Origin of the sequence: Bradyrhizobium sp. BRP56 (genome assembly GCF_020194035.1) — a bacterium.
In the GTDB taxonomy this organism is placed as follows: Bacteria; Pseudomonadota; Alphaproteobacteria; order Rhizobiales; family Xanthobacteraceae; genus Bradyrhizobium; species Bradyrhizobium australafricanum.
Window position 1 is genome coordinate 125,191 of the sequence record NZ_JADYVV010000011.1, and the last position, 12,972, is coordinate 138,162.

Consider the following 12,972-nt stretch of genomic DNA (forward strand, 5'->3'; position numbering starts at 1 on the left):
TGCGAGCGGAGCGACGTGTCCGCGAAGGATGGTCGCTCCAGCGCAAGATCGCTCTTCAATTTTGTCGCGAGTTCGTCGTAACGACGTGTGAAGGCGAGGCTGTTCCGCCTTACTCGGCCAGATCCTCTTCCAGGATCGCCATCTGGAACTGGAACGAGCGATCATCGTCCTCGTCGTCGACGAACAACACGCCGATGAACTCCTCGCCGATATAGACCTCGGCCGAGTCGTCTTTCTTGGGCCGCGGCACCACGCGGATCTTGGGATTGCTGAACACGCGTTTGAGATACGCGTCGAGCTTCCTGACTTCCTGAACGTCCACGGCCGTCTCCAATCGGGTCGATGATTTTCGGGGGAGTTTTAGGACGAGACGGCAAAGATCGCCAGAGCCTTTTCAGGCTTTGGCGACGTGATGTTGCGCACACGACTTTTGTCTTGTCGCGTTTTCGCCGCGATCAGAAAGCGAGTGAAATCAAAGCCCGATCGCGCTGAGCATCTGGTCCATGGTGCGCGACGGCTCGGCACAGCCGGCCTCGCCGACGATTTTCGCCGGCACGCCCGCGACCGTGACGTTGTGCGGCACCGGCTTGACCACGACCGAGCCGGCCGCGATGCGCGCGCAATGACCGATCTCGATATTGCCGAGGATCTTGGCGCCGGCGCCGATCAGCACACCGTGGCGGATCTTCGGATGCCGATCCTCGTTCTCCTTGCCGGTGCCGCCGAGCGTGACGCCATGCAGGATCGAGACATCGTCCTCGATGACCGCCGTCTCGCCGCAGACGAAACCGGTGGCATGATCGAGGAAGATGCCGCGGCCGATCCTGGCGGCCGGGTTGATGTCGGTCTGGAACACCGCCGAGGAGCGGCTCTGCAGGTAGAAGGCAAAATCCTTGCGGCCCTTCTGATAGAGCCAGTGCGCGAGACGGTGGGTCTGCAGCGCGTGAAAGCCCTTGAAGTAGAGCAAGGGATCGATGAAGCGCGAAGTCGCCGGATCGCGGTCATAGACGGCGACGAGGTCGGCGCGGAACGCGTTGCCGATATCGGGCTCGTCGCGCAGTGCCTCGCCATAGGTCTGGCGGATCAAATCGCCCGACAGCGCGGCGTGATCGAGCCGCTCGGCAATGCGATGGACTACAGAATCTTCCAGCCGCTCATGATGCAGCACGGTCGCATAGATGAAGGATGCGAGTTCCGGCTCGCGCCGCAGGATGTCCTCAGCCTCGCCGCGGATTCGATCCCAGATCGGATCGAGCGCCGCAAGCTTGCCTCCCTGCGGATTGACCTGATGAACTGCCATAGCTGCTCTCGCAATTCGGTTGTTCTGATGTGCGTTATAGCACGATGGACCCAGCGCGTCCCGGGATGGCTCAGTACGGTAAACCCCAGCCGAACACCCCCGGGCCGGCGTCTAGGGGAATTGGTCGGGATTTTGCCGAAATCAAGCCGTGCTTCTGCAACTATTGGCGGATTTCGTCGCCCGTGTGGTTTTGGGCATGGTCGGCCCCAATAAAAGGGGGAAACATCATCAATACCCGGAGTTTAGGTGCCCGCCTGACCGATGCGCGGTCGGTCTGGATCGCGACCATTGCCATCCCCCTCCTGCTGCTCGCCCCTGCCTTCTGGAACGGCTATCCGCTGCTCCAATGGGATACCGGCGGCTATCTGGCGCGCTGGTATGAGGGCTACCTGGTGCCGAGCCGGTCCACGGTATTCGGGATCTACCTCCATGTCGGGGAGACATCGGATTTCTGGCTCAACCTCGGCATCCAGACCCTGGCGACGCTGTGGATCCTGCAGCTGACGCTGCGCGTGCTCGGCCTCGCCCGGCCAGTCCGGCTGATCGCGATCAGCCTCGCGCTGATCGCAACCACCGCTTTGCCCTGGCTGGCCAGCATGCTGCTGACCGACATCTTCGCCGGCCTTTCGGTGCTCGCACTCTTCATCCTCATCCTGCACGGCGAACGGATCTCGACGCTCGAGAAGGCGGTGCTGTTCGGGTTCATCGCGTTTTCGGCCGCCACGCACAGCGCGACGCTGGCGGTGCTGCTCGGCCTGTGCTGCGTCGGCTGGATGCTGCGTCCGTGGCTCGGCCGGCGCATCCCGATCGCGGGCCTGGTACAAGGCAGCCTGACCACCGTCGCCGGCGCGGCGATGCTGCTGGCGGCGAACTTTGCGCTGTCCGGACAGCTGGCCTGGACGCCCGGCGGCTATGGCGTCGCCTTCGGCCGCATGCTGCAGGATGGCATCGTCGCGCAATATCTGCGCGATCATTGCGTGACGGAGAAGCTGAAGCTCTGCCCCTATCGCGACGAGTTGCCGCCGACCGCCGACGACTTCCTGTGGGGCCACAGCATGTTCAACACGCTCGGCCGCTTCAAGGGACTGAATGACGAGATGGGCTACATCGTGCTGCGCTCGCTGGCCGAATATCCGGAATGGCAGGCCAAGGCAGCGCTGACGGCAACCGCAGACCAGCTCATGCATGTCGCGACCGGTGAAGGCACCTCGGGCTGGATCCCGCACACCTACGGCATCATCGAGCGCTACATTCCCAAACAGGTCGCGCCGATGCGCGCGGCGCGGCAGCAACGCTGGCACCTCGACTTCACTGCGATCAACCGCATCCACGTGCCGGTCGCGCTGGGCTCGATGCTCCTGGTCGTGATCCTGTTCGGCCGCGGCCTATGGCAGCGGCGGCTCGACGATCTGACGCTGCTGGCGGGCACCGTCACGCTTGCCTTGCTCGGCAATGCCTTCGTCTGCGGCGTGATCTCGGGACCGCACGACCGCTACGGCGCGCGCATGGTGTGGGTCGCGACCTTCGTGGTGCTGATCGCGGCCGCGCGCGCCTTCGCCAGGGATGAAGCCGACGATCTATTTTCGCCGCGACAGGAAGTCGATGACCCCGGTCTTGTAGACCTTGTCGCCGACCGCCCGCATGTGATCGCGGTTCGGAATGTCGAGCACCTCCGAACCCGGAATGATCCGGCCGAGCGCTGACGCCGAGCCCGCGATCTCGTCCTTGCTGCCGACCGCGATCAAAACCGGCACGCGGATGCCGGCCGCCTCCTCGCGCGTCATCAGGCGGCGCGAGCCGCGCAGGCAGGCGGCGAGTGCGCGGCGGTCGGAGCGGGTCTGATCGGCAAAGGCGCGGAAGGTACGGCCGACCGGGTCGGTGACATCGTCGAGCGACGGCGCCTCCAGCGCCAGCGCGACCGCCTCGCCGGGGCCGCCGCCCTCGATCAGCCCGATGCCGATCCCGCCAAGGATCGCCGAGCGCACCCGATCGGAATTCTCTCGCGCCAGGATCGCCGTCATCCGCGAGCCCAGCGAATAGCCCATGATGTCGGCGCGCGTGATTCCGAGATGGTCCATCAGCGCAATCACGTCGCCGGCCATGGTCGCGATCTCGTACTGCGCGGCATCGTAGAGCTTGGCGGATTCGCCGTGGCCGCGATTGTCGAGCGCGATCACCCGACGGCCGGCCTTGACGAGATCGGACACCCAGGTCGGGTAGATCCAGTTGACGTTCTTGCTCGAGGCAAAGCCGTGCACCAGCACGATCGGTTCGCCCGCGCCTTCGTCGATAAAGGCAATTTCAACATCGCCGTGATGGAAACTCGGCATCATCCATTCCGTTTGTTCTAGGGATTTGCGATTGGCGATCGACCGGCGACCGCAAGCCTAACCCTGGGCGGGCATACTCGCCAAGGTAGCCTGAGCGGCCATCTGCCGCTTCAGGCGCAGCGCCTTGCTTCGTCTGAGCCACCAGGCGGTGGCCCGTTCGGTGGTGGCCTTGATCGACGACAGGAAGCCGAACAGCGCCAGCAGCGCGCCGAACAGCCACATGGTGAGATTGAATGCGCCGGCGGCCAGCAGCAGCGCGCCGCGGCCGAGCAGCTTCAGGATCGCGCGGGTCTGGCCGCCCTTGACCTCGGCGATCCGCGCCGCCCGCGCGATCTCCTTCGGGTTCTCGGCGACCTTGAGCGTATCCCGCGCAGCGCGAACCCCGGCCGCCTCGCCGATGCGCCCGACGTCCTTGGCGACGCGCACCAGCGCGCCGGCCTTCTCGGCGCGGAAGGCCGCGTGGATCGCGGTTGCGGTTTGCACCGGCCGCAGCACCGAGCCGGATGCGACCGCCTCGCGCAGCGCCGGCTGGTCGACGACCTCGCGGCTCGAGCGTCCGGCCCATTCGATCATCCCCTCGCTCAGCCGCCCGGCCTTGCGCGTATCCTTGACCAGCGTCAGCCCGGCGCGCAGCGGCCCGGCGCCGCCGACCGACACATAGGTGGCCGCGGTCACCGCGAGCCCGGCGGCCGCGAGGCCGAGCACCAGCTGGTCGGTGTCCTCGCCCATCACGAGGTGCTTGCCCTCGCGCACGATGTCCCTGACATCACCGAACACGAACAGGTCGCCGGCGACCGTGCCGGACAGGCTTGCGACATCGTCGGCATTGCCGGTCACCAGGCCGGTGGCGAACCCCTTGGCGTAATGCATGCTGGATGATTGCTCGGCGCGCGCGTCATCGACGCGCTTGGTGAGATCATCACTAAGTGCGATGCTCTTCTCGCCGGCGAGCGCGACAAAGCTGGCCGCAAGGTCGGCATCGCCGGAAGCCAGCGCCGCCTCGATATTGTCCGCGATCAACGCCGAGTTGTTGCGCAGCACGGAATTGAGCCTGATGTCGGCGAGCGCAGCGGGATCGTCCCGCGCCGCCAGCACGGTGCCGGCGTCACGGGCGTGCGGCCAAATAGCCGCGCCCACGGCAGCACTTGCTGCCACACCGACCACCGCCAAGCTGACGCGCACCCGATTCATCCCGATAAAACCTCTAGTTTTATTCGCCTTGGAGATAGTGTGCCGTTTTTGCGACACAACGGCTCCGACCAAAGGAGGGCTTCTCTGGGACGACAAGATTGTGTCGAATTTGCATGAGCAAATGAGCCATCGGGGCTCTAGGAATCAACTGTTCCCGCCAGTATGGTGCGCGGCATTTCGCGATGCCGCATGCTGTTGATTGCGTCTGCCCATCGTTGCCATCAAGGTGAGAATATGTCCGACCACGTCGTCCCGCACTTCCATAACGATGCCGGTGTCTCGGTGATCGAAATCGGATCGCAGGAGTTCATGTGCGTCGGCGCCAACCCGCCGTTCGACCATCCGCACGTGTTCCTCGACCTCGGCAATGACAACGAGATTATCTGCCCGTACTGCTCGACGCTCTATCGCTTCGCGTCCGACCTCGCGGCCGGCGAAGCGCGGCCGCCGGAATGCGTGCTGAAAGACAAGGTCGCCTGACCGCTCCGTGGCGCTGACGCGAACCGTCATCGTTGCAGGCGCCGGGATCGGAGGACTGACGGCGTCGCTGACACTGGCGGCACAGGGCTTTCGCGTCGTCGTGCTGGAGAAGGCCGAACGGCTCGAGGAAGCCGGCGCCGGCATCCAGCTCTCTCCCAATGCCAGCCGCATCCTGGTCGAGCTCGGGCTCAAGGAACCGCTTGCGCGGCACGCGGTCACGCCTGAATCCGTCAACATCCTGAGCGCGCGGGCCGGTGGCGAGATCGCACGGATGCCGCTTGGCCAGGCCGCCGAGTTCCGCGCCGGTGCACCCTATTGGGTGGTCCACCGCGCCGATTTGCAGGCCGCGCTGCAGGCCGCCGCGAGCGACCATCCCGATATCGATCTGCGGCTCGGCTGCCAGTTCGAGGACGTGACCAAGCATGCGCGAGGCCTCACCGTCGTCCAACGCCGCGGCAATTCACGGCAGGAGGAATTGGCCGTTGCGCTGATCGGCGCCGACGGCATCTGGTCGTCGGTGCGCGGGCATTTGTTTCCGGATGTGCAGCCGCAATTCTCCGGCCTGATCGCCTGGCGCGGCACGCTGGACGCCACCGCCCTGCCGCGTGAATACACCGCACCGCGCGTGCAGCTCTGGATGGGACCGGACGCGCATCTCGTCGCCTATCCCATCTCGGCCGGACGCCAGATCAACGTGGTCGCGATCGTATCGGGCACCTGGAACCGGCCGGGCTGGAGCGAGCCCGGCGACATCAACGAGATCAAGGGCGCATTCGCCACCGCGCGCTGGCCCGCGACGGCGCGGATGCTGATCGGCGCGGTCGACGGCTGGCGCAAATGGGCGCTGTTCACCCTGCCCGACATCGGCCGCTGGAGCGAAGGCGCGGTGACGCTGCTCGGCGATGCCGCGCATGCGATGCTGCCGTTCGCCGCGCAAGGCGCCGGCATGGCGATCGAGGATGCGGCCGTGCTCGCCAAGGCCTTGAGCGACAGCACCGGGGAAAACACCGCGGGCATTCCCGCCGCGTTGACGCGCTACGCACGGGCGCGGCGCGGACGCGTGCTGAAAGTGCAGCGCCTGGCGCGACAGCAGGGCCGCATCTATCATCTGCGCGGGCCGGCGGCGATCGCGCGCGATCTGGCGATCCGCGCCATCGGTCCGGAGCGCATGCTGGCGCGGCAGGACTGGATCTACGACTGGCGCGCCTGAACTCGGCGATCACGACCGACTCGTCCGGAAACGCAGGCTTAGTGGACGAGGCCCCGTGGTGCGCGCGGGCCCTTCGCCGCCGGCGTGGGAGCAGCGGGGGCAGCGGCCGCAGGCGTGTCCGGCGGGCTTTCATGGCACCTGCCTTTGCGCCAGGCCTCATCCGCCAGCTTCTGCTGGGAGTGGATCGAGATCAGCTCGTTGCGATAGACCATCTCGGAGACGACAGTACCGCCGACGCCGGTCTCCGCCTTGGCCATCAATTTTTCCTGATCCGCCGCGCGGGTCTTGAGATTGCTGCGCTCGTTCTCGAGCTGCTTGCAATCATAAAGCTCGTACTTGGCGGGATCGGCGAATGCCGACGGTACGGTGTCGCCGATCTGCGCGCAGCCGGAAACGCCCGCGGCCGAGGCGAGCAGCGCGATGACGGCCGCCGCGCGCGACAGCTTCAGGCGGCGTGGGAAACGAACAGACATTCAGCTTTCTTAACCGGACAGTGTTGAGATTGCCTAAAGCAGCCACCGGTGTCCGGATTGAGGCTCAATCGCGGCGGCGCGCTGCTTATCCCAATGCCCGGCCGTCGAGGCAAATGGAATTGCGGGCCGCCGCTTAAGCCTTTGAAAGCTCACCTGTTAGCACCGGATAATGACAATTCCACTCCGCGCCCAAACGCGCTAGAAATCGGCGCGCCTGGCGCAACGCGGACGTGGCGGAACTGGTAGACGCAAGGGACTTAAAATCCCTCGATGGCAACGTCGTGTGGGTTCGAGTCCCACCGCCCGCACCAACCTTCGCAGGCCACGCGCACCCACCACCCGGGAGGGCCAGCGTCGCGATGCTCGCCGCCTCGTGTTTTCCGGCTGTGGCGTGGTTCACACGCCGCAATCGCTGACTGTCGTAGTCTTGCCCGCATTTGGAAATTCCGGCCGCGCATTTTCGCGGCTGTTGCATTTCGAAATCAATTTTGGTCGGAGATCGGCGATGGAGATTGCGAAGCGCAATCGGATTGCCCGCGAAACGGCGCGCGATCATGGTGCCTTTACTCTCCAGCACGGCGACGATGCGGCTCATTGCAGCAACGGGCTCAATGCACAGAATTTCCGCAATGCTGTGCCCGACGACCGCGCGATCTACCGGCGATGGATCCGCGGCGCGATCATGCTGTACGGACTGCTCGCGTTTGCCGCTGGAGCGGTGGCCTGGATGAACGGAACCGGTATCGGACCGACGCAGCTCACGAGCCTGTCGAGCCCGACCAGCATGAGACCAGACCACGGCGATTAGCGGTCGCCGGTTCGGAACCCGTGCACTGCGTATTCGTTGTCATGCCGCAATTGGAGCATGATGATGCCGAACGACGATCCATCCGCGCAGCGCGCAACCGACCAACCCGATCAGCGCAAGGAGCGCCCCTCCCCGCCGCAGCACGCACCACAAGGCGGACCACCGCTCAGCGATGGACTGGAGCAGCTCCGCGACAGCCACACCTGACAAGCGACGGCGCGAAAAGAAAATGGCCGGGACAAGTCCCGGCCATTTGTTTTGCGTCAAGCCGCAAGCTTACTCGGACTTGTCGATGTTCCAGAAGATCGGCGTTGCCGGGCCGTCGAGCACGCCGGTCAGCGACTTCCGCCACGCGCTCGGAATGGTGTACTGGCCGAGCGGAACGTAGATCACCTGATCGTAGGCCTCGGTCTGGATTTCCGTGGCGATCTTCTTCTTTTCCTCAGCCGAGCCGGCGCGTGCGAACTTGTCACGCAGCTCCTCGATCTTCGGGTCTTCGGCCCAGCCGAACCAGCCGCCATTCTTGCCGCGACCGGTGATCGACGCGTTGACGATCGGATCGGAAACGTCGGCCGCGACCCAGTTGGTGAAGAACATGTTCCAGCCGCCTTCCTTGGGCGGCTTCTGGCTGGCGCGGCGGGTCACCACGGTCTGCCAGTCGGTGGCCTGCAGGTCGACCTTGAAGCCGGCCTCGCGCAACTGCTGCGCAGCCACGACCGGCTGGGCCTTCAACGTCGTGACGTCGCCCGGCGCCATGATCACCACGGGGGTGCCGTCATAGCCGGATGCGGCAAGCGCCTTCTTGGCTTCCGCCAGGCCGTTGCCCTTCACCAGCGTTTCGGCCCCGACGTCGGTCTCGAGCGGCGTGCCGCAGACGAAGAAGGCGCCGCAGATCCTCTGGTACTTGGCGTTGCCGACCAGCGCGTCGAGCACGTCCTTCTGGTTCATCGCCAGGAACGCAGCCCGGCGCACCTTCGGATTGTCGAACGGCGGATAGAGGAAGTTCATGCGTCCGAGAGTCTGGAAACCGAACTTGTTCAGGACGTCGATCTTGAGATCCGGATTGGCTTCGAGCACCGGCAGCATGTCGAACGGAAGGTTCTCCATGAAATCGATGTCGCCGGATTGCAGTGCGTTCACCGCGGTCTGCGCATCGGCCATCGTGACCCACTCGACGCGGTCGACCTTGACGACCTTGCCGCCCGCGGTCCAGCTCGCCGGCTCCTTGCGCGGCACGTAGTCCTTGTTCTTCTCATAGACCGCCTTCACGCCCGGCTGGAATTCCGCCTGCACGAATTTGAACGGTCCGGAGCCGATCTGTTCCGGGATCGGCTTGTCCGGCGGCGTCTCGGCAAGACGCTTCGGCATCATGAACGGCACGCGCGACGACGGCTTGCCGATCGATTCCAGCACGAGGCCGTAGGGTTCCTTCAGCTTCAGCGTGATGGTCTTGGCGTCGGTCGCCTCCAGGCTCGCGACGAAGTCCATCAGCTTCTGGCCCATGCCGTCGACCTTGCCCCAACGCTGCAGCGAGGCGACGCAGTCTTCCGCGGTGACCGGCGCGCCGTCGTGCCACTTCAGGCCGTCGCGCAGCGTGAACGTGTAGGTCAGCTTGTCGTCGGAAACCTTCCAGTCCGCCATCTGCGGCTGGATCTTGAAATTGGAATCCGTCGCCAGCAGCGTGTCATAGATCATGTAGCCATGATCGCGGGTGATGTAGGCCGTGGTCATGATCGGATCGATGACGCGCAGATCCGAGTGCATCACCGCGGTGATGGTCTTGCCCGCGGCCATCGCCTGCGGTGCGAATGACAATTCCTGCGGCGCGAACGACAGCGCGAGCGCCGTCAACGCGGCCGCTAGCGTGCGGTGTTTCCAACGCGAGATAGGGAACATGCAATCTCTCCTGACGTGTAACTGGTCAAAGCCGGCTTATTCGTTATGCATGCGGTTCGTTATTTAGGCGAACTAACATGCTGTATGGCTTGTGAAATCGAGACTTGCACCAAGCGCCAAGCGCGTCAATCGGTTTCAGGTCGCATCGGACGTACACAAACGAATGAGGCCGCGCGCCAGATTTTGGCTTTACAAAATCGTCGGCTGAGATTTTCGTAACGCGCGCGCGATGCCGGCGCCGTCAGAACAACAAGAGAGAACAACGATGAACCCCGCCAATCTCCCCTTTGATTCCGAAACGATGCTGCAGGGCCTGCGCAGCTGGGTGGAATGCGAAAGCCCGACCTGGGACGCCGCCGCGGTCGAACGCATGCTCGATCTCGCCGCCCGCGAGATGGCGATCATGGGTGCGACGATCGAGCGCATCGCCGGACGCCAGGGCTTCGCGGGCTGCGTCCGCGCCCGTTTTCCCCATCCGAAACAAGGCCAGCCCGGCATCCTGATCGCCGGCCATCTGGACACCGTTCACCCCGTCGGCACCATCGAGAAGCTGAAGTGGCGGCGCGAAGGCAACAAGTGCTTCGGGCCGGGCATCTTCGACATGAAGGGCGGCAACTACCTGTCGATCGAGGCGATCAGGCAATTGGCGCGCGCCTCCTTTACGACTCCGCTGCCGATCACCGTGCTGTTCACCCCCGACGAAGAGGTCGGCACGCCGTCGACGCGCGACATCATCGAGGCGGAAGCCGCGCGCAACAAATATGTGCTGGTGCCGGAGCCCGGCCGTCCGAACAACGGCGTCGTCACCGGCCGCTACGCGATCGCGCGCTTCAATCTGGAAGCCACCGGCAAGCCCAGCCATGCCGGCGCAACGCTGTCTTCCGGCCGCTCCGCGATCCGCGAGATGGCGCGACAGATCATCGCCATCGACGGCATGACCACCGAGGACTGCACCTTCTCGGTCGGCATCGTGCATGGCGGCCAGTGGGTCAATTGCGTCGCGACGACCTGCACCGGCGAAGCGCTGAGCATGGCCAAGCGCCAGGCCGATCTCGACCGCGGCGTCGAGCGCATGCTGGCACTGTCGGGCACCGCCAACGACGTGACCTTCAAGGTGACGCGCGGCGTCACCCGCCCGGTGTGGGAGCCCGATGCGGGCACCATGGCGCTCTATGAAAAGGCAAAAGGCCTTGCGGCAGCGATAGGTCTCGATCTGCCGCACGGCAGCGCCGGCGGCGGCTCGGACGGCAACTTCACCGGCGCGATGGGCATCCCCACGCTCGACGGCCTCGGCGTTCGCGGCGCCGATGCACATACGCTCAACGAACATATCGAGGTCGACAGCCTCGCCGAACGCGGCCGCCTGATGGCGGCACTGCTGGCGACGCTGGACTGACATCGATTGCACTGCACAACACGTTGGCACTGCCGGATCGAAATTTAGCCTTGTCCATTTTTAAGGCTTCGCCTACGGTCCGGCCGTCCAACGCGACGATGCGGGAGAGATCGAAGCGACAACATTCGTGTTGTTGCCTTCGGCGCCGACGGAGCAACCGCCCCGGAAACTCTCAGGCAAAAGGACTGTATCGTCAGGACGATCTGGAGAGAGACGAACATGGCCGCACATCAAGGGCCATGACGTCCACCGAAGGGGATAGTTCGCATCCGGCCCCGGCCCGATGCGGATCAAGCTCTCAGGTACCGTGACAGATGGGGCGCCGATGCCGGTTTCACCGGTGGTTCGGCGACTCTAACCCACGGGAGCCTGACGACTACCATGCCACACATCGCGATCATCGGCGCCGGCATCACCGGCGTAACGACGGCCTATGCCCTGCTTGAACGAGGCTACAAGGTGACTGTCCTCGACAGGCATCGCTACGCCGCGATGGAAACCTCGTTCGCCAATGGCGGACAACTCTCCGCCAGCAATGCCGAGGTGTGGAACAGCGCCGCGACCATCCTCAAGGGGCTGCGCTGGATGCTGAGAAGCGACGCGCCGCTGCTGATGAACCCGAAGCCGAGCTGGCACAAATATTCCTGGATCGGCGAGTTCATAGGCCACATCACGCGCTATCGCGGCAACACCATCGAGACCACGAAGCTCGCCATCGAAGCGCGCAAGCATCTGTACTCGATCGCAGAGCGCGAGAACATCGCCTTCGATCTCGAGCGCCGCGGCATCCTGCACGTCTATCACGACAGGGCCGGCTTCGAAGCCGGCCTCAAGGTCAACACGTTGCTGCAGCAAGGCGGGCTCGACCGCCGGCCGGTGACCCCGGACGAGATCCGCGTCATCGAACCCGCGCTGCAGACAACCTGCTATGGCGGCTTCTTCACGCCGTCGGACGCGACCGGCGATATTCACAAATTCACGCGTGGGCTTGCCGACGCCTGCATCCGCCGTGGCGCGAGCTTCATCCATGAAGCCGACGTCGACACGATCGCACACGGCGATGACGGCTTCCGCATCGGCTGGAACGAAGCTGCTTCACATGATGCTGCGGTCGCGACGCGACAGCAGCTACAGGCGGACGGGATCGCGATTTGCGCCGGCGTGGCGAGCCGCCACTTCGCCAGCCTGCTCAACGACCGCGTCAATGTCTATCCGGTGAAGGGCTATTCGATCACGGTGCAGCTCGATGCGCCGCAAAGCCGGAATGCCGCCCCAACCGTCAGCCTGCTCGATGAAGCCGCGAAGATCGTCACCAGCCGGCTCGGCGCCGACCGCTTCCGCGTCGCCGGCACTGCCGAGTTCAACGGCTTCAACCGCGACATTCGCGCCGATCGCATTCAACCGCTGGTGGACTGGGTGCGGCATCATTTCCCGGAGATCGATACGTCGAAAGTCGTGCCATGGGCGGGCTTGCGCCCGATGATGCCGAACATGATGCCGGTGGTTCGCGCCGGACGGATTCCGGGCGTGTTCTACAATACGGGCCACGGTCATCTCGGCTGGACGCTGTCGGCCGCGACGGCGCAGATGGTGGCCCAGGCGATCGACGATTGGCGCGACCTCGATACGCCGCCGATGGCGCCGTCGTTCGGTGCCGGGCTCGACGTGCCTGCCAACGCGCGCAAAGCTGAAATCAATCCACCTTCCAGTGGACTGCTTCGAACTTCACCGGAGGAATAATCGCGGCCAACAGGACTGATTAGCTGCACCGCAAAATCCGCAGCACCGATGGCATGGGACTTGCTCAAGTTCTACCGTGAGTCTGCTACCATCTGTGCTACGGTCTGGTGTGCAACGGTCCCGCTGGGGACTTCATCGACCACAACCC

Annotated in this window: 11 protein-coding genes, 1 tRNA gene, 1 pseudogene and 2 riboswitches; of the genes and pseudogenes, 7 read left to right on the forward strand and 6 right to left on the reverse strand. The window is 64.6% G+C overall.

Going from position 1 to position 12,972, the window contains the following annotated elements; all coding sequences use genetic code 11:
* Nucleotides 1-109: 109 nt before the first annotated feature.
* Complete coding sequence (locus tag I6F38_RS10745) at nucleotides 110-322, reverse strand: DUF3126 family protein (RefSeq protein WP_021077729.1); 213 nt, start codon at nucleotides 320-322, stop codon at nucleotides 110-112.
* Nucleotides 323-472: 150 nt separating this feature from the next.
* Nucleotides 473-1,300 (reverse strand): serine O-acetyltransferase, encoded by an 828-nt coding sequence (cysE, locus tag I6F38_RS10750; RefSeq protein WP_092089661.1) that lies wholly within the window; start codon nucleotides 1,298-1,300, stop codon nucleotides 473-475.
* A gap of 182 nt (nucleotides 1,301-1,482) precedes the next feature.
* On the opposite strand from cysE, the pseudogene I6F38_RS10755 reads away from it, so the two are divergent.
* Nucleotides 1,483-2,850: pseudogene (locus I6F38_RS10755) on the forward strand (hypothetical protein); the annotation flags it as partial.
* 27 nt (nucleotides 2,851-2,877) lie between these two features.
* Here the strand turns inward: I6F38_RS10755 and I6F38_RS10760 are convergent.
* On the reverse strand, nucleotides 2,878-3,630 hold the full coding sequence (locus I6F38_RS10760; RefSeq protein WP_225160306.1) for an alpha/beta fold hydrolase: 753 nt from the start codon (nucleotides 3,628-3,630) through the stop codon (nucleotides 2,878-2,880).
* Nucleotides 3,631-3,687: 57 nt separating this feature from the next.
* Entirely contained in the window at nucleotides 3,688-4,821 is a 1,134-nt protein-coding gene (locus I6F38_RS10765) for a hypothetical protein (protein ID WP_225160280.1), read from the reverse strand.
* A 234-nt stretch (nucleotides 4,822-5,055) separates the two neighbouring features.
* Between I6F38_RS10765 and I6F38_RS10770 the strand changes: the two genes are divergently transcribed.
* The gene (locus tag I6F38_RS10770) at nucleotides 5,056-5,301 is read left to right on the forward strand and encodes a zinc-finger domain-containing protein (protein ID WP_018272338.1); all 246 of its coding nucleotides are present in this window, start codon (nucleotides 5,056-5,058) and stop codon (nucleotides 5,299-5,301) included.
* Between the two features lie 7 nt (nucleotides 5,302-5,308).
* Nucleotides 5,309-6,511 carry an FAD-dependent monooxygenase gene (locus I6F38_RS10775; RefSeq protein ID WP_225160281.1) on the forward strand — a complete coding sequence of 401 codons (1,203 nt, stop codon included), beginning with the start codon at nucleotides 5,309-5,311 and terminating at the stop codon, nucleotides 6,509-6,511.
* A 38-nt stretch (nucleotides 6,512-6,549) separates the two neighbouring features.
* Here the strand turns inward: I6F38_RS10775 and I6F38_RS10780 are convergent, their stop codons facing one another.
* The gene (locus tag I6F38_RS10780) at nucleotides 6,550-6,984 is read right to left on the reverse strand and encodes a twin-arginine translocation pathway signal (RefSeq protein WP_069279973.1); all 435 of its coding nucleotides are present in this window, start codon (nucleotides 6,982-6,984) and stop codon (nucleotides 6,550-6,552) included.
* A 224-nt stretch (nucleotides 6,985-7,208) separates the two neighbouring features.
* Between I6F38_RS10780 and I6F38_RS10785 the strand changes: the two genes are divergently transcribed.
* Both I6F38_RS10785 and I6F38_RS10790 read left to right on the forward strand, forming a co-directional pair.
* Nucleotides 7,209-7,295 (forward strand) — tRNA-Leu (locus I6F38_RS10785).
* 194 nt (nucleotides 7,296-7,489) lie between these two features.
* Nucleotides 7,490-7,792 (forward strand): hypothetical protein, encoded by a 303-nt coding sequence (locus tag I6F38_RS10790; RefSeq protein ID WP_225160282.1) that lies wholly within the window; start codon nucleotides 7,490-7,492, stop codon nucleotides 7,790-7,792.
* 276 nt (nucleotides 7,793-8,068) lie between these two features.
* Here I6F38_RS10790 and I6F38_RS10795 read toward each other — a convergent pair whose 3' ends face one another.
* A complete protein-coding gene (locus I6F38_RS10795; protein WP_225160283.1) occupies nucleotides 8,069-9,688 on the reverse strand; it encodes an ABC transporter substrate-binding protein in 1,620 nt (539 codons plus the stop codon).
* Nucleotides 9,689-9,953: 265 nt separating this feature from the next.
* On the opposite strand from I6F38_RS10795, the gene I6F38_RS10800 reads away from it, so the two are divergent.
* Both I6F38_RS10800 and I6F38_RS10805 read left to right on the forward strand, forming a co-directional pair.
* Nucleotides 9,954-11,084 (forward strand): M20/M25/M40 family metallo-hydrolase, encoded by a 1,131-nt coding sequence (locus tag I6F38_RS10800; protein WP_225160284.1) that lies wholly within the window; start codon nucleotides 9,954-9,956, stop codon nucleotides 11,082-11,084.
* 91 nt (nucleotides 11,085-11,175) lie between these two features.
* Nucleotides 11,176-11,282, forward strand: a riboswitch (glycine riboswitch).
* 3 nt (nucleotides 11,283-11,285) lie between these two features.
* Nucleotides 11,286-11,400, forward strand: a riboswitch (glycine riboswitch).
* A 65-nt stretch (nucleotides 11,401-11,465) separates the two neighbouring features.
* A complete protein-coding gene (locus tag I6F38_RS10805) occupies nucleotides 11,466-12,824 on the forward strand; it encodes a D-amino acid dehydrogenase (RefSeq protein ID WP_225160285.1) in 1,359 nt (452 codons plus the stop codon).
* Nucleotides 12,825-12,972 lie beyond the last annotated feature (148 nt).